Genomic DNA, 15630 nt, shown 5'->3' with positions numbered 1-15630 from the left:
TTTGCTATGCATAGGATGCGGTCTTAGTCGCCCAGCCGGACATTGCGATCAGACGAGGTCTGCTCGGCCGCGGAGAACCCTGCGTTGTCCAACGCAAAGTTCATGCCCGCAGCAAGAATGACCAAGGCGACGATGGCAGTGATAAAAGCTTTCATTCCGTACCTCGTTGATGCGCATTGGCACGTTGGGTGGGGGGCGTTGGGTGCATCATATCACTCTGCCGGCTGCGTGCCAGAGGCAGGTTTACCCTGCTTCGCGACAACTTCGTCGGCCCAGATGCTGTGGTGCTCGCGGGCCCATTCAAGATCGACATCGCCCGACCCCATCGCCTCGAACGCGCCTTCCATGCCGAGTGTCCCGATATAGATATGCGCGATGATCACAGCCATCAGGACAAAGCTGATAACGGCGTGCCACAGCTGGGCGTATTGCATTTCCTCTTGCGGGGTCAGCGTGGCGTCTATTGTGCCAAGCCCCAACAGTTGCGGCACGCCCATGTCATTCAACAGCGCCAGCGTGGGCTCGAACATCGTCAGTTCGAAGGGGAAGAGCAGCGAAATACCCGAGACAGAGATCGAGGTGCCCAGAATGATGACGGCCCAGAAGATCAGCTTTTGACCTGCATTGAACTTCTTGGCGGGGGGGTGACCCTTGCCGAAGATCCCGCCGCCCTTGAGGATCCAGTTGATGTCTGTGCGATCCGGTAGATTGTGGACGATCCACATGACGAACACCATCACCAGCCCCAGCATAAAGGCCCATGACACGTTGTTGTGGATCCACTTGCCCGCGATGGCGAAGGTCGAAAACGCCTCGTGCCCGAACAGCGGGATCAGCAGTTTACGCCCCGCAAGCGATAGCAGACCGGTGATGGCCAGCAGGATGAAAGAGCTTGCGATCAGCCAGTGGCCGAAGCGTTCGATGAATTTGAACCGTTCGATGGTGATACCCGCGCGCCCGTGTTCGATACGGATACGTCCGCGGATCAGATAGAAAATCGCCATCAGCACGACGGTGACTCCCAACAGCAGGCTGCCATAGGTCAGCAGCGGGCCGTGTCGGAAGTTCAGCCACCACATGCCGCCGTCCTGCATGAGAACCTTGGCCGCAGGTCCGCGGTTGCTGGCGCGCGCGTCGGGCAGGGCGTCGGCCCGGATCTCGCGCCACAGGTCCGCATCGGATGCGCTACCAAGCGGTCCAAGGTGAGATTCGGCGGGGGGCGGGTTGCCCTCTAGCGGTAAGGGAAGCTCGGCCCCAAAGGGCACGTCCTCGCCGCGTTGGCGGGCCATGATGTCTTCAAGCGACTGTTGGCCCGGTTGCAGGACCGAGGCATCGCCCGAGCTGTCTTGCGCGGCGGAAAGACCGGCAAAGGACACAAGAAATATGAGAGGCAGCAGAACGCGCAGCAATGTCATCGGGACCTCCGACAGGATAAAGATAGTTGGCCCGCCAGCAGCAGGTGCCAGCGGGCCAAGGAAAGCATGAATATGCGAAAGGGGGATTAGCCGCCCTTTTGCTCGTATGCCGTGCCCCAGCCCCAGGCGCCCGAGCCAAAGCCGCGTGCGACAACGCGTTCGCGGTAGATGCCCGAGACGACATCGCCGTCACCGGCCAGCAGCGCTTTGGTCGAACACATCTCGGCGCAGATCGGCAGCTTGCCTTCGGCGATCCGGTTGCGGCCGTACTTCTGGAATTCCGCTTCGGAGTGGTTTTCCTCGGGGCCACCGGCGCAGAAGGTACATTTGTCCATTTTGCCGCGCGACCCGAAGTTGCCCGCCTGTGGGTACTGCGGCGCGCCGAAGGGGCAGGCGTAAAAGCAGTAACCGCAGCCGATGCACAGGTCTTTTGAGTGCAGAACGATGCCGTCGTCGGTCTGGTAGAAGCAGTCTACAGGGCAGACCGCCATACAGGGCGCATCGGAACAATGCATACACGCAACCGAGATCGACCGTTCGCCGGGTTGGCCGTCCTGAATGGTGACGACCTTACGGCGGTTGATGCCCCACGGTACTTCGTGCTCGTTCTTACAGGCCGTGACGCAGGCGTTGCATTCGATGCAGCGTTCGGCGTCGCAGAGAAACTTTGCTCTTGCCATCTTAATAGTCTCCTTACGCTGTCCAGATTTTGCAGAGAGTCGCTTTGGTCTCTTGCATCTGAGTTACTGAGTCATAGCCATATGTTTGTGCGGTGTTGGTGGATTCACCCAGGACATAAGGGTCTGCCCCCTCTGGGTATCTGTCCCGCAAATCAACGCCTTCCATGTGGCCGCCAAAGTGGAATGGCATGAACGCCACGCCGCTTTCGACACGTTCCGTGACCATCGCCATCACCTTGACCTTGCCGCCTTCGGGGCCTTCGACCCAGACATCGGCCCCGTCACGCACGCCCAGATTGTTGGCGTCACGGGTGTTGATCTCGATGAACATGTCCTGCTGAAGCTCGGCCAACCAGGGGTTGGATCGGGTTTCGTCGCCGCCCCCTTCGTATTCGACGAGTCGACCCGAGGTCAGCACGATCGGATAGTCCTTGGAGAAGTCATTCTCTTGAATGGACTTATACATGGTGGGCAGGCGCCAGAACTTCTTGTCGTCATAGGTCGGGTAGTCGGCGACCAGATCACGACGGTTGGTGTACAGCGGTTCGCGGTGGATTGGCACCGGATCGGGGAAGGTCCAGACCACGGCACGGGCCTTGGCGTTGCCGAAGGGGGCGCAGCCATGCTTGATTGCGACGCGCTGGATGCCGCCCGAAAGGTCGGTTTTCCAGTTCACGCCACCGGTGTCGGCGATATAGTCCGACGGGGTCTCGCCGGTCTGGGATGTTTCACCGACTTCCTCGTCCGGCTTTGCATTCGCCGGTTGGCCTTCGGGATAGCCCGCAACATAGTTGATCACGGCCATCTCTTCGTCGGTCAGATCTTTGTCCCAGCCCAGCTCACGCAGCATGGCCATGGTGAACTCGGGGTAGCCGTCCTTGATCTCGGACCCGGCGCTGTAGACGCCTTCGGCCAGCAGGTTGTCCCCGTCACGTTCCACACCGAAGCGGGCGCGGAAGGTCAGGCCACCTTCGGCAACGGGCAGCGACATATCGTACAGGTTCGCTGTGCCGGGGTGGTTCATCTCGGGGGTGCCCCATGCGGGCCAAGGCAAACCATAGAAGTCCCCGTCGGCCGGTCCGCCTTTGGCGCGCAGCGTGGTGCGGTCAAAGGTGTGCTGGTTGGCCATGTGCATCTTCATGCGCTCGGGGCTTTGTGCGGTGTAACCGATGGTCCACATGCCGCGGTTGAACTCGCGGGTCAGGTCCTCGATGTTGGGTTCGTCCCCGTCCAGCGCGATGTTCTTGAACAGACGGTCGCTGAAACCGAACTTGTCCGCGAACAGCTTGATAATCGTGTGGTCGGGCTTGGATTCGAACAGGGGCTCGACGACCTGATCACGCCACTGCAGCGACCGGTTGGACGCGGTGACAGAGCCGCGGGTTTCGAACTGGGTCGTTGCGGGCAACAGATACAGCCCGTCTTGGCGGTCCTGCATCACGGCGGACACCGTTGGATACGGATCGACAACGACCATCAGGTCGAGTTTCTCCATCGCGGTGACCATTTCCTTTTGACGAGTCTGCGAGTTGGGCGCGTGGCCCCACAGAACCATCGCGCGGGTGTTGTCCGGCTGGTCGATGTTTTCCTTGTCTTCCAGCACGCCGTCAATCCAGCGGCTCACGGGGATACCGGTGAGGTTCATCATCGAGGTGTCGTTGAACGACGCCTTGGAGAAGCGGGATTGCAACCATTCAAGGTCTTCTTCCCAAACCCGCGCCCAGTGGGCCCATGCCCCTGCGGACAGACCATAGTAGCCCGGCAGCGTATCGGCCAGAACGCCCAGATCGGTGGCACCCTGCACGTTGTCGTGGCCGCGGAAAATGTTGGTGCCGCCGCCGGCGGTACCCATGTTGCCAAGAGCCAGCTGCAGGATGCAGTACGCGCGGGTGTTGTTGTTGCCGTTGCTGTGCTGCGTGCCGCCCATGCACCAGATCACGGTGCCGGGACGGTTGTTGGCCAGGGTGCGCGCAACGCGTTCAAGCTGCGACGCAGGTGCGCCGGTAACGCGTTCGACTTCTTCGGGGGTCCACTTCGCGACTTCGTCACGGATCTGGTCCATGCCCCAAACGCGGGTGCGGATGAATTCCTTGTCTTCCCACCCGTTCTCGAAGATGTGCCAGAGGATACCCCAGACCAGCGCCACGTCCGAACCGGGACGGAAGCGGACATATTCATCCGCATGGGCCGCCGTACGGGTAAAGCGTGGATCGCACACGATCATCGGCGCGTTGTTCTGCTCTTTCGCTTTCAGCAGGTGCAGCAGCGATACGGGGTGCGCCTCGGCAGGGTTGCCGCCGATGACAAAGATCGCCTGGCTGTTGTGGATGTCGTTGTAGCTGTTGGTCATGGCACCGTAGCCCCATGTGTTCGCAACGCCCGCAACGGTGGTGGAGTGACAGATACGCGCCTGGTGGTCGACGTTATTGGTGCCCCAATAGGCCGCGAACTTGCGGAACAGATACGCCTGTTCGTTGTTATGCTTGGCCGAGCCGAGCCAGTAGACGGAATCGGGGCCGCTTTCTTCGCGGATCACGTTCATCTTGTCGCCGATCTCGTTGATCGCCTGTTCCCAGCTGATCCGAACCCACTGGCCACCCTCTTTTTTCATCGGGTATTTCAAGCGGCGTTCACCGTGGGCGTGTTCGCGTACCGACGCCCCTTTGGCGCAATGCGAGCCAAGGTTGAACGGGCTGTCCCAGCCGGGTTCCTGACCCGTCCAGACGCCGTTCGACACTTCGGCGATGACGGTACAGCCAACCGAACAGTGGGTGCAGACGGATTTGATCGTCTCTACCGCGCCGCTGACGGCGGTGGCAGCAGACGCTTGTGTGACAGAGCCCGCGGTCGATGCGATCGCCGCAAGGCCGCCGATGGCCAGACCGGATCCGCGCAGGAATGCGCGACGGTCAACGGATTTTTCCGCGATGTCGGATAGCATGCCCGCCCGCTGGGGCCGCCGTGCCATCCCGTTGGTCTTTTTCCGAAGCATAATAGTCTCCCTTGATGCCCGCGTGCTCTGACCGCGTGGGTCGGACCGGGGCTGAGTTTCCCTCCCGCGGTGGTTAGGCGCGCGGGTTGTTGATCACTGAATTAGAAGCGTGTGCTTTCCAGATAGGCGCGGGTGTGCGCGGTATCTTGCATCTTGTCCGATTGCAGATCGACTGGCTGCGCCTCGGCGGCGGTGCCGCTGCTGGCCACGGCAACGGCGGCTGCCGGTGCGGCTGTCCCTGCCAGTTTCAGGAAATTGCGGCGGTTGGTGCCTTTGGTATCCTGGGTCATGGGTTGTACCCCTTTCCTTGGTTATGCGGGGGGAAGCCCGCCTGATGTGGTGCGGTTATCCCGCCGTCATACGAAATGCTTCGCGTTCAATGTCCATGAAGGCGCTGCCGACTGCGGCAACCCCGGCATATAGGACGGAGTTCTTGGCCCCTTGCAGGTCGGTAAAGAAGTGACCCGCCCAAGGGGCGATGTGTTTGTTGAAAAACGCCCGCTGCGTGGCGTCGCTGGCCGGAGCCCCAAAGCGCCCGACAATCATACCGCCCATCATCTCCATCAGGGACGCGATGTTGTCTTCGGGTTCAAAGACGTTTTCGGCGCGGCTGATGCGCTGTGCGGCCATATCGCTGCGCAGGGCGGCGAGGGGCTTTTCGTTCAGAAAGCCGGTCAGGTAATAGCTGGCATAGGGCAGCAGCTCGCCCCGACCAAGACCAATGAACAGGGCGTTGAATTCGGTTTGCACTTTCTTGGGGGTCATGGCCTTGGCCACGCGCGCAAGCCCGTTTATCGCCTCGCCCAACGGGCTGTCATCGCCGGACAGGCCGGCGGTCTGGTCCAGCAACATCTGATCCGCAGGGCAGGCCAGCATCACGCCAAGGTAATTGTACAGATCAGCGCGCAGGCGATCTTCGGCAGAGACTTGGGTGGCTTGGGCGGCAGCGGTCATGCGCTTTGCTCCTCAAAACGAAAGGCCATGCGGCGCGGGGGCAGGGCTGCGGGTTCTTCTATCGCTGTTTCGGCGACGGGGGGCTCTGCGGGGGTATCCGCTTGGGCTACGGCGACGGCGGGTGCGTCGACCTCTGCCGGAACGACGGTCGGTGTCGGCTCTGTTTCAACAGGTGTTTCTGCCGCATCGGTGGCGGTGTCGAGCGCGGTCGCAGCCTTGCGCGCGACATCTTCGATATGACGGCGCAGCCCTTTGCCAACCTCATAGCTGGTGGTGAAATTCGTCACGGCAGAGGCTTGGGTATAGTCGTCAGCGTAGTCGACCAGATCATCCAGACAGGCCAGCGCCGGATCGGACACCCACAGTTTGCGCAGCGCACGGCGGCGCAGGTGTTCGGGGATGGCACGCGCCATAAAGGCCGAGAAATCATCGCCCGCTTTCATCGTATCAGGATCGGGCAGATCGAACTCGGCCAGCAGTTCGGCGTCGGATTTTTCCGCCAGCGTGGCCTGATGCTGCGCCTCTGCCTGCTCTGCGGCGGCTTGCTGCGCGGCGGCTTCCTCTGCCTTGACGGCAGCGCGGCGGCGATCCCAGAAGGATGTGTGACGGGTCATTGTGACGACCCCGAACGCGACGTGCGCGGTGCGCGGTAGACATCGGTTGTCTGCGAGATGCGCGCGTCGCCGATCCCGTCTTGCTTCGGCTCTTGGTATTTGTCGCGCCGACGCTTCACAAAGGCTTCTTCTTCGTGGTGCGTGTCGACATAGGCGCTGATCCAGGCATGGACCTGCGGCGTCATCATGACCTTTTCGACGATATCTTCGCCATTGTCGCTGTAATCCTGCGCCTCATAGGGAGAGGCGGTGACCATCACGACATCAAGCGGGCGGGCAGGGTCGCGGGTTTCGCGGCAGATGACATAAAGACAGGGCACATTCGCGGCGAGCCCGTGCACATAGGCTTCGGTATCGGAGCGGTACAGCGTTAGCGGGACAGTGGTCACGTGATAGTCGGACACCTCGCCTTCGGTACGCAGCAGCTTCCAGTCGGCGGGGTCGGCACCGGGCAGGACACAAACCGCACGCCAAACGACCTTCGCCCATTTCGTCACGCCGGGTGACTTGCGAAGGACTACCCCGACGGGCATCGTTTGCGCTGATTTAAGCGGTGCGTTCAATTTGGTTTCCGATGATGTTTCAGGCGTTTCCGGCCTCATATTGACGTAATCATAACGCGTATCAAAGAGGATTCTAGGGTTGAATCACACAGTTTTGTGATTGCTGCAGTGCGGCATTTACCGTGCGTCAGCATTTGCCATATTTGACTGGGGTTTCTGTCTTTCCGACTGTTTTTGTTGGGTAATTCATGCCGTGGGTGCGAACGGCCCTTTTGCGGGACGCAGGGGCAATTAGGGGTTTGCGGCGGGTCGCGAACACCACTAGCTTGGCGTGCGAGCGCTGACAGTGCCCCGCCGCTTGACCCATCCCATCCGGTGCTGTCCCCGAGGAGATTATGGAAAAGACTTTTCTGCTGTGCGACTGTCTGGGCAGTCAGGATATTGACGCGCCTGCCTTGTCAAAGGCGACGGGTCTGCCGTGCTCCAAGGTCTATAGCTGTCTGTGCACCGACCAGATCGGCACCGCGGCAGAGGCGATAGCCGCGGGCAATACCGTGATCGCGTGCCAGCAGGAACGCCCCCGCTTCGAAGAGCTGGCCGCCGAGATCAACGCAGAGGTGCCCCAGTTCGTCGATATTCGCGATCGCGCCGGCTGGCACGACGATCGGGGCGACGCGACGCCCAAGATGGCCGCCCTAATGGCGGAGCAGCAGCTTGCCGCACCGGCACCACGGGTGATGGATGTCGTGTCTGAGGGCACGTGTCTGATCATGGCCCCGCCCGCCCTCGCGCTTGAGGTGGCAGAGATGGTGGCCGATACGCTTGCGGTGACGGTGCTGTGGCAGGGCGATTATGACGGGGCGGTTGATCCGCGTTTTGACGTGGTCAAAGGCGATCTGCGCAAGGCATCGGGCGCATTGGGCGATTTCAGCCTGACCTTTGACCAGTTGCAGATGTTGATCCCCGGTGGGCGCGGCGCGCCTTCGTTCACCGCGCCGCGGGACGGGGCCAAGTCGCAATGCGATATCATTCTGGATTTGACGGGGAATACATCGCTGTTTCCCGCGCCGCACAAACGCGACGGCTATCTGCGGGCCGATCCGGGCAGCAAGCCCGCCGTGGCAGAGGCCGTGCGCGAGGCCATGCAGATGGTCGGCACCTTTGAAAAGCCGCTTTACGTGCGGCTGACTGAAAGTCTTTGCGCCCATTCGCGGGCCGGGCAGGCCGCCTGTTCCAACTGTCTGGACCTCTGCCCGACGGGGGCGATCACCTCGGCCGGGGAGCATGTGGCGATTGACCCGATGATCTGCGCGGGTTGCGGTAGCTGTTCTGCGGTTTGCCCCTCGGGGGCGATCACCTATGATGCGCCGCCTGTTGATACCCTGTTCCGCCGGTTGTCGACGCTGGCATCGACCTATCGCAAGGCGGGCGGCACCGCGCCGCGCTTGCTGGTGCATGACGACGACCACGGGGCCGAGATGATCCGCCTTTACGCGCGTTTTGGCGCGGGCTTGCCGGTGGATGTCATCCCGCTGGCCGTGGATGCGCTGGCGGGGTTTGGCCATGCAGAAATGCTCGCCGCACTTGGCTGCGGCTTTGTGCATGTGGATGTATTGCTGTCGCCGCGTACAGAGCGTGACGTGATCGAGGTGCAGGCCGAGATTGCCCGCGCGATCAGCGGCAGCGATACGATCCGCCTCGTTGATGTGGCCGACCCCGATGCGCTGGACACCGCGCTGGTCACCGAAACCGCGCAGCCCGCGCATGACACGCTGCTGCCCCTTGGCAGCCGCCGTCAGGTCGCACGGCTTGCGGGCAAGACCCTTCAGCCCGAGGCCAAGGTGATCGATCTGCCCGACGCCGCCCCCTATGGCGCAGTGCTGGTGGATACCGATGCCTGCACGCTCTGCCTGTCCTGTGTGTCGCTTTGCCCGTCCGGGGCGCTTGGCGATAATCCCGATCTGCCCCAGCTGCGCTTTCAGGAAGACGCCTGCCTGCAATGCGGGCTATGTGCGAACGTCTGCCCCGAGAATGCGATTACACTAAAGCCGCAGTTGAACCTGACCGCGCAGGCCTTCACCCAAGTGGTGCTGCACGAGGAAGAGCCCTTTGCCTGTATCGAATGCGGGTCGCTTTTCGGCGTGAAATCCACGGTTGAGAAGATCACCGAAAAGCTGGCAGGAAAACACGCGATGTTCGCCTCCTCTGAGGCGGCGAAGATGATCCAGATGTGCGACAACTGCCGGATCAACGCGCAGTACCACGCGCAGAACAATCCGTTGGCTGGCAAAGAACGCCCGCGTGTGCGCACATCCGAAGACTATTTCAGCAAGCGCAAAGATCACTAAGCGCTGTGCCGACCCACCCAAAGAACAGGAGAAAATCATGAGCGATGATTTCAACATGTCGATGCGCAAGTTCCTCAAGCAGGTCGGGGTGACCTCGCAGCAGGCGATCGAAGAAGCGATGCGCGAAAACGGCGACACCGGCGGCAAGACATTCGAGGCCAAGGTGGTGCTGACCATCGACGGGCTGGACCTTGAACATGTCGTGACTGGCAAGATCCAAGGGCAGTCCGAAGCGTGAGCGTCACCCGTGATGCCGTACTGGCCTGCCTGAAAACCCTGAACGATCCCGTCTCCGGTAAGGATATTGTAGAGCTTGGGCTTGTGAAGGCGCTGACCGTCGACGACGGCGCGGTGCGCTTTGTGCTTGAGGTCAACCCGAGCCACGCCGACGCCTACGCCAAGCTGCGCGACGAGGCCGACGCGGCTGTAAAGGCGCTTGAGGGCGTTGCCTTCTGTCTCGGCCGTGCTGACGGCCCATTCCAAGCAGGCACCGCCGCCCGACCTGAAGCTGGGGCGCAAGTCCGAACCCGCGGGGCCCGAGAAGATCCCCGGCGTGGACCGGATCATCGCCATTGCGTCGGGCAAGGGCGGGGTGGGTAAATCTACCGTTGCCGCGAACCTTGCCTGTGCGCTGGCCGCCGAAGGGCGTCGCGTGGGCATGCTGGATGCCGATGTCTACGGCCCCTCGCAGCCGCGGATGCTGGGCGTGTCCGGGCGGCCTGCGTCCCCCGATGGCAAGACGATCCTGCCGATGCGCAACTTTGGCGTGACGATGATGTCGATCGGGTTGATGACCAATGACGATCAGGCGGTCGTCTGGCGCGGGCCGATGCTGATGGGCGCGTTGCAGCAGATGATGATGCAGGTCCAATGGGGCGCGCTGGATGTGTTGATTGTTGATCTGCCCCCCGGCACCGGCGATGTGCAGATGACGCTGGCGCAAAAGGCCCATGTGGACGGCGCGATCATCGTCAGCACACCGCAGGACGTGGCGCTGCTGGATGCCCGTAAGGGGATCGACATGTTCAACCAACTGAAGACCCCGATCCTCGGGATGATCGAGAACATGAGCACGCATATCTGCTCTAACTGCGGGCACGAGGAACATGTCTTTGGGCATGGGGGCGTCGCCGCCGAGGCTGAAAAGCTGGGCGTGCCTTTGTTGGCCGAGATTCCGTTGCATCTGGATATTCGTGTCGCGGCTGACGGGGGCGCGCCGATTGTGGTGTCGAAACCCGACAGCACGCAGGCCGAAGGCTTCCGCAAGGTGGCCAAGGCCCTGATCGCGGGCGGGCACGCATGAGCGACAGCCCCGTCTTCCCCCCTTTGTTGACCGGCGTACAGGCGGAGGACCCGTTCGCTCAGGCCTGCGCAGAGGCGCGGCAGGGGTGTGATGCGGGGCTGGTGCTGTATAATCTGGGGCCAAGCGTATTGCAGGCCGCCATCGTCTTTGCGCCCGAGGTGCCGCTGGCCCAAGCGATGGCGATGCTCCCGCTTTGTGCGGTGGGCTTCCAGAACGCGCTTGGCGCGCTCGCCCCGCCAGAGGTGGGGGTGCATCTCGCGTGGAACGGCGATCTGCGTTTGAACGGTGCGATCTGCGGCCAGATGCGGGCGGCGGCGTCTGATACAGACCCTCATCACGTGCCCGACTGGCTGGTCGTTGCGTTTCACGTGAAGCTATTGCCGCAATCCGACACGCCGGGCGAAACGCCGGATGTCACCACGCTTTATGGCGAGGGGTGTGCCGAGGTGAGCCCGGTCGAGCTGCTAGAGGCCTGGGCGCGGCATATGCTGGTGGCGCTGAACCGCTGGGATGACGAGGGCGCGGGCCCCTTGCATAAGGAATGGACCGGATTGGCCTGGGCCATGGGCGATCAGATCACCTATGGCGATCTGACGGGCGACTTTACCGGTATCGACGAAAACTTTGGCCTGCTGCTGAAAACCGATACGACCACGCATCTTATCCCTCTGACCGACCTGCTGGAGCCAGCCCCATGAGCGATCTTTTCCTCGCCCGCGCCATCCACTTTGATGAAAGCGACCGCAATGTGTTCCACACGCCCGCGCGCACGGGCGAATGGTGCGTCTCTGGCGGGTTCGAATTTTCGAACTGGTCCGAAGGTGATCTGACCGGCAAGGCGCGGCAGGCCTTCGCGAATGGCTGGATGGGCGTAGAGACGTTTGGCCGCGTCACCTTTGTCGCTGTGACCAAAGCCGAACCCTTCGAGGTTGAAGCGATCACCTTGCAGCTGATGAAGCATTTCGTCGAGATCTATGGCGCGCCATCGCCCGAAGCGGCCCGCCCCGTCGCGGAAGAGGAAGTCGCCCAGATGATGGAGCTTTGCGCCGACCACGCGCCAAACACCTTGCTGACCGTCGCACGCGAGCTTTCCGACAGCGGTGTGCGCGAAAGCTATCGCTTCATTGAACCGCAGGATGCGGGAATTGACCAGTTTGCGGTACACGGATCGTTAGACGATGACGATCATGGCGGGCACGGCCATTCTCACTGACAGTTAACTATACGAAACGCCCTGTCCGGCTATCCGGTCGGGGTTTTCCCTGATCTGGGCCCGGATCGGGCGAAACATTCCCCAAAATAAATAGAATCAACGCCCTTTTACATGAGGGTGAATCGCCTGCTTTGCGCGGCGCGATGCGGGTTTGCGTCTGCAATCACCGCGCGAATTGCGTGTTTCGCCATCGAATTGATAGCGCCGCATATACGGACGGGTAGGGGGCTGCCCAGTAGATCAAAAACCTAGCCCTAAGCGAGAATGCACCCCGAGACATTTCCCCTGATGATGAGTTCAGGACAGCCCAAACACTGGGCCGGTTCATCAAAACCGCCGGCGGTGGTCGGCAACTAGGGGAAAAATTATGACTTTCAAAACTCAACAAATCGCCCGTGCACTGCTTGCTGGTGTCGCGATTTCTGTCGCCGGCGTGCCGGCTTTTGCTGACGCACTTTCCAGCACATTTTCTTTCCGCATCGTCGAAACCAATGACGGTGGCGAAGAGGAGTTGATCGAGCGGGGCACCGTGCGCCCTGGCGAGGTCATCCAATACCAACTGCAGCACGAGAACACGACTGCAGACGCACTTGCGGGGATCGTTATTGCGGCCCCCGTACCCGAAGGGGTCACCCTGACGCTTGGCGCACAGAGCACATCGATCAAGGCCGTGTTCGAAGTCCAGGCTGATCTCGACCCTGAAAACGATGGCCTTGAATGGTCCACACTTCCCGCCACCCGCATGGTCGCCGGTGCAGATGGCACACTTCAACCAGAACCACTTCCTGAGGATCAGATCGCTGCCGTCCGTTGGACGCTCAGCGAACCTTTGGAGTCAGGCGAAATCGCACTCAACAGCTATCGGGTGCGCGTCAACTGATCGGGGGGAACCTGATCCAATTTACCTAATCTAGATAAATCAAAGGAATGACTAACGTGAAACATCAATCTTTCTTCATGCGCTCTGCAAGCGCGATGGCGGTTACCGCCGCATTTGGCGCAGCTGCTTTGGCCGCCGCACCAGAAGCCGGGTCCGTGATCGGCAACCAAGCGGTTGCGACCTATACAAACCAAGCCGGCGATACCATCACGGTCACGTCGAACACGGTTGAAACGATCGTTCAGCAGGTTGCTGGCGTGACATTGACCTCGGACAACAACGAAACCATCGCACCCGGTGGTAAAGCCTTCCTGCCGCACATTGTTACCAACGAAGGGAACGGCGCAGACTTCTTCGCACTGACCGCAGTAGAGACAGACACAGGCACGCTCGATACCTCTGCCATCGTCTTCTATCCGGATGCGAACATGGATGGTGTCGCCGATAGCGCCACACCGCTGACCGAAACGCCAACATTGGCACCGGGCGAGCAGTTCGGCGTCGTCATCGAAGTCTCTGTCCCCTCCAACGCAACAGGGTCGGACAGCATCACAGTGACCGCAAGGTCTGATCTTGATGGCACAGAGACAGCCGTCAACACCGATACGCTAACCATCTCGAACGACGCGATTGTCGAACTGGTCAAATCCATGGTCGCTGATGCAGCGTCCGGTGGTAACCCCAACATCGTCGATGCCGGCGATACCGTGAGCATCGAGCTGACATATTCCAGCACCGGTCTGGCTGCTGCGAACAACTATACCGTCGATGACATTCTGGACGGTCGCTTGGCCTATGTGCCCGGTTCGGCACGGTGGTCTGACGCCGCGGGTATTCTGGATGACGCCAACGGGTCTTCTTCGGTCGATGCGACCAATGGCTCGGGCGAGACAATCGCCTTTGATACCAACGGCCAGAGCGTCAACTTCAACATCTCGAGCGTCGGTTCCGGCCGCTCCGGTAGTGTGACGTTCCAAGCTGTGATCCTCGACACTGCTGATGCGGGTATCATTGAAAACGTCGCCACACAGGAAATCGACAACGTTGCCTTCCCACCCTCGAACACAGCTTCGATCATTGTGGATGACCAATTCGCGGTCTCCATCGCTGATACAGCCATCGACGGTGCTGGTGCGGCGGATCCAACGACGGCTTCGGCAACAGATGATGACGCGGCAAACAACGATGTCGTGACCGAAACTGGCGATGCGGCCCAGGGTGGCACAGTGAAGCATGAATTCGTGCTGACCAACCGGTCGAACCAGACCGACAGCCTGACGCTTGATGTCAGCAACATCGACTACCCCGCGGGCACAACCTTCCGCTTTGTGGGTGCAGACGGTGTGACACCGATCATCGGTTCCGTCGGTCCGCTTGCAGCGGGTGACAGCGCCAAGGTCACCTTGATCGCAACACTGCCAACGGATGTGGCCCCAACGGCTGCTGCCAACTTCAACGCCACCGTATCCACCACCTCCGATGCCTCGGGTGTTTCGGATACATCGACAGCGACCTTCACCGGTGCGATCCTTGCCTCTGCCGTTGATCTTGAGAACGCAGTCGCAGGCTCCGAAGGCGATGGCCTTGACCCCACCAACGGCGGCGCGCCTTGGGTGAACTATGCCACCGATCCAGGTGCACCGGTCACCTACGACATGGTCGTTGAAAACAACGGCCCGGTATCCGACAGCTACAACCTCTCGCTGGCACAAGCGCTGCCCGCCGGTTGGACCGTCGAATTCCGCTCCGCTGACGGGTCCGCGATCAGCAACACCGGGACCATCCCTGCTGGTGCAAGCGATACCTTCACCGTTGTGGTAACCCCGCCGGCAGATCAGGCACCGGGTGACACATTGGTCGACATCGCGCTGGTGTCCTCTGTCTCGGGCCAAGGCGACCGGATCGTCAACGAAGTGACCGTGAACGAGATCTACAACGTAGAGATCATCGATGACCAGAACGCCCAGGCCTCGCCCGGTGGTATCGTCGACATGGTGCACACCATCACCAACACCGGTAACGTTGCGATCACCGAAGGTGCGATCAACGACACAGGGTTGAACAACTTCTCGGGCGCTTTGTTCTGGGATGCCAACGGCAACGGTGTGATCGACCCCTCCGAGCTGGTGATCGACAACTTTGATGATCTGACGGACGGTGTCTCGGCTGGTGTGAACGGGCTTGCCCCCGGTGAAAGCATCTCGGTCATCTACCGTGTGCAAACACCATCGACAGCGACAAGCGGTGTGACCGAAATCGGTACCATCAGCCTTGATCCCTCGCTGAACGGTGGCACAGCGACCGACGCGGATACTGCCGACAACGCAGTAGAAGACCGGATCGTGATCATCTCTGGCGACGTCACGCTGAGCAAGTACCAGTACATCGACGCCAACTGCGACGGCACGGTCGGGACCTTTACCAAGACCCGTCAGGACGTCTCTCCCGGTCAGTGCATCCGCTACAAAGTGGAAGCTGAAAACACCGGCTCCTCTCCCGCTGCAAACGTCATCATCTCTGATGCCGCCCCTGCCTACACATCGGTAACCGACTGTGGTGGCACATGCAGCGAGACGCTCTTCCCGGCAGGTAGCACCGCCACAGTCACCTCGAGCAACATCTCGAGCGACCACGGCACGGTCCTTCCGGGTGGGTTCGCCACGCTAGAATTCACCGTTCAGGTGGACGAGTAAACGAACCCCAGGTTTCCCCGGAGCACCCTTCCCCC

14 protein-coding genes and 1 pseudogene are annotated in these 15630 nt (G+C 61.0%); 7 read left to right on the top strand and 8 right to left on the bottom strand.

What is annotated here, in order from left to right:
• Positions 1-23 precede the first annotated feature (23 nt).
• The 8 genes from SJY36_RS14295 to SJY36_RS14260 form a co-directional block, all read right to left on the bottom strand.
• Positions 24-155, bottom strand: a complete 132-nt coding sequence (locus tag SJY36_RS14295; RefSeq protein WP_005850301.1) for a hypothetical protein — start codon at positions 153-155, stop codon at positions 24-26.
• 57 nt (positions 156-212) lie between these two features.
• A complete protein-coding gene (locus SJY36_RS14290) occupies positions 213-1415 on the bottom strand; it encodes a formate dehydrogenase subunit gamma (protein WP_386176002.1) in 1203 nt (400 codons plus the stop codon).
• A gap of 86 nt (positions 1416-1501) precedes the next feature.
• The gene (fdh3B, locus tag SJY36_RS14285) at positions 1502-2095 is read right to left on the bottom strand and encodes a formate dehydrogenase FDH3 subunit beta (RefSeq protein WP_005850298.1); all 594 of its coding nucleotides are present in this window, start codon (positions 2093-2095) and stop codon (positions 1502-1504) included.
• 13 nt (positions 2096-2108) lie between these two features.
• On the bottom strand, positions 2109-5087 hold the full coding sequence (locus SJY36_RS14280; RefSeq protein ID WP_005850296.1) for a formate dehydrogenase subunit alpha: 2979 nt from the start codon (positions 5085-5087) through the stop codon (positions 2109-2111).
• 101 nt (positions 5088-5188) lie between these two features.
• A complete protein-coding gene (locus SJY36_RS14275; RefSeq protein WP_005850294.1) occupies positions 5189-5377 on the bottom strand; it encodes a twin-arginine translocation signal domain-containing protein in 189 nt (62 codons plus the stop codon).
• A 55-nt stretch (positions 5378-5432) separates the two neighbouring features.
• Positions 5433-6041 carry a molecular chaperone gene (locus SJY36_RS14270; protein WP_386175998.1) on the bottom strand — a complete coding sequence of 203 codons (609 nt, stop codon included), beginning with the start codon at positions 6039-6041 and terminating at the stop codon, positions 5433-5435.
• A complete protein-coding gene (locus SJY36_RS14265; protein WP_386175995.1) occupies positions 6038-6655 on the bottom strand; it encodes a DUF3306 domain-containing protein in 618 nt (205 codons plus the stop codon). The genes SJY36_RS14270 and SJY36_RS14265 overlap by 4 nt, the downstream gene beginning before the upstream one ends.
• The gene (locus SJY36_RS14260) at positions 6652-7188 is read right to left on the bottom strand and encodes a DUF3305 domain-containing protein (RefSeq protein ID WP_132997911.1); all 537 of its coding nucleotides are present in this window, start codon (positions 7186-7188) and stop codon (positions 6652-6654) included. The genes SJY36_RS14265 and SJY36_RS14260 overlap by 4 nt, the downstream gene beginning before the upstream one ends.
• Before the next feature lie 365 nt (positions 7189-7553).
• Here SJY36_RS14260 and SJY36_RS14255 point away from each other — a divergent pair, with 365 nt between their 5' ends.
• The 7 genes and pseudogenes from SJY36_RS14255 to SJY36_RS14225 all read left to right on the top strand — a co-directional run bounded on the left by SJY36_RS14255 (position 7554) and on the right by SJY36_RS14225 (position 15595).
• On the top strand, positions 7554-9506 hold the full coding sequence (locus tag SJY36_RS14255; protein ID WP_386175992.1) for a 4Fe-4S binding protein: 1953 nt from the start codon (positions 7554-7556) through the stop codon (positions 9504-9506).
• Between the two features lie 37 nt (positions 9507-9543).
• The gene (locus SJY36_RS14250; protein WP_009825478.1) at positions 9544-9744 is read left to right on the top strand and encodes a DUF6494 family protein; all 201 of its coding nucleotides are present in this window, start codon (positions 9544-9546) and stop codon (positions 9742-9744) included.
• Positions 9741-10809 (top strand): annotated as a pseudogene (gene apbC, locus SJY36_RS14245) (iron-sulfur cluster carrier protein ApbC). Before SJY36_RS14250 ends, apbC begins: the two are co-directional and overlap by 4 nt.
• On the top strand, positions 10806-11507 hold the full coding sequence (locus SJY36_RS14240) for a DUF4444 domain-containing protein (protein ID WP_386175989.1): 702 nt from the start codon (positions 10806-10808) through the stop codon (positions 11505-11507). Before apbC ends, SJY36_RS14240 begins: the two are co-directional and overlap by 4 nt.
• The gene (locus SJY36_RS14235) at positions 11504-12022 is read left to right on the top strand and encodes a DUF6505 family protein (RefSeq protein WP_064217021.1); all 519 of its coding nucleotides are present in this window, start codon (positions 11504-11506) and stop codon (positions 12020-12022) included. Before SJY36_RS14240 ends, SJY36_RS14235 begins: the two co-directional genes overlap by 4 nt.
• A 367-nt stretch (positions 12023-12389) precedes the next feature.
• Entirely contained in the window at positions 12390-12902 is a 513-nt protein-coding gene (locus tag SJY36_RS14230; RefSeq protein ID WP_243250790.1) for a hypothetical protein, read from the top strand.
• Between the two features lie 47 nt (positions 12903-12949).
• The gene (locus SJY36_RS14225) at positions 12950-15595 is read left to right on the top strand and encodes an NEW3 domain-containing protein (protein ID WP_037942780.1); all 2646 of its coding nucleotides are present in this window, start codon (positions 12950-12952) and stop codon (positions 15593-15595) included.
• Positions 15596-15630 lie beyond the last annotated feature (35 nt).

The organism is Sulfitobacter sp. R86518, assembly GCF_042466275.1.
In the GTDB taxonomy this organism is placed as follows: domain Bacteria; phylum Pseudomonadota; class Alphaproteobacteria; order Rhodobacterales; family Rhodobacteraceae; genus Sulfitobacter; species Sulfitobacter pontiacus.
The sequence above is the reverse complement of the archived record's forward strand: the minus strand, read 5'-3'. Positions and strand labels throughout refer to the sequence as shown.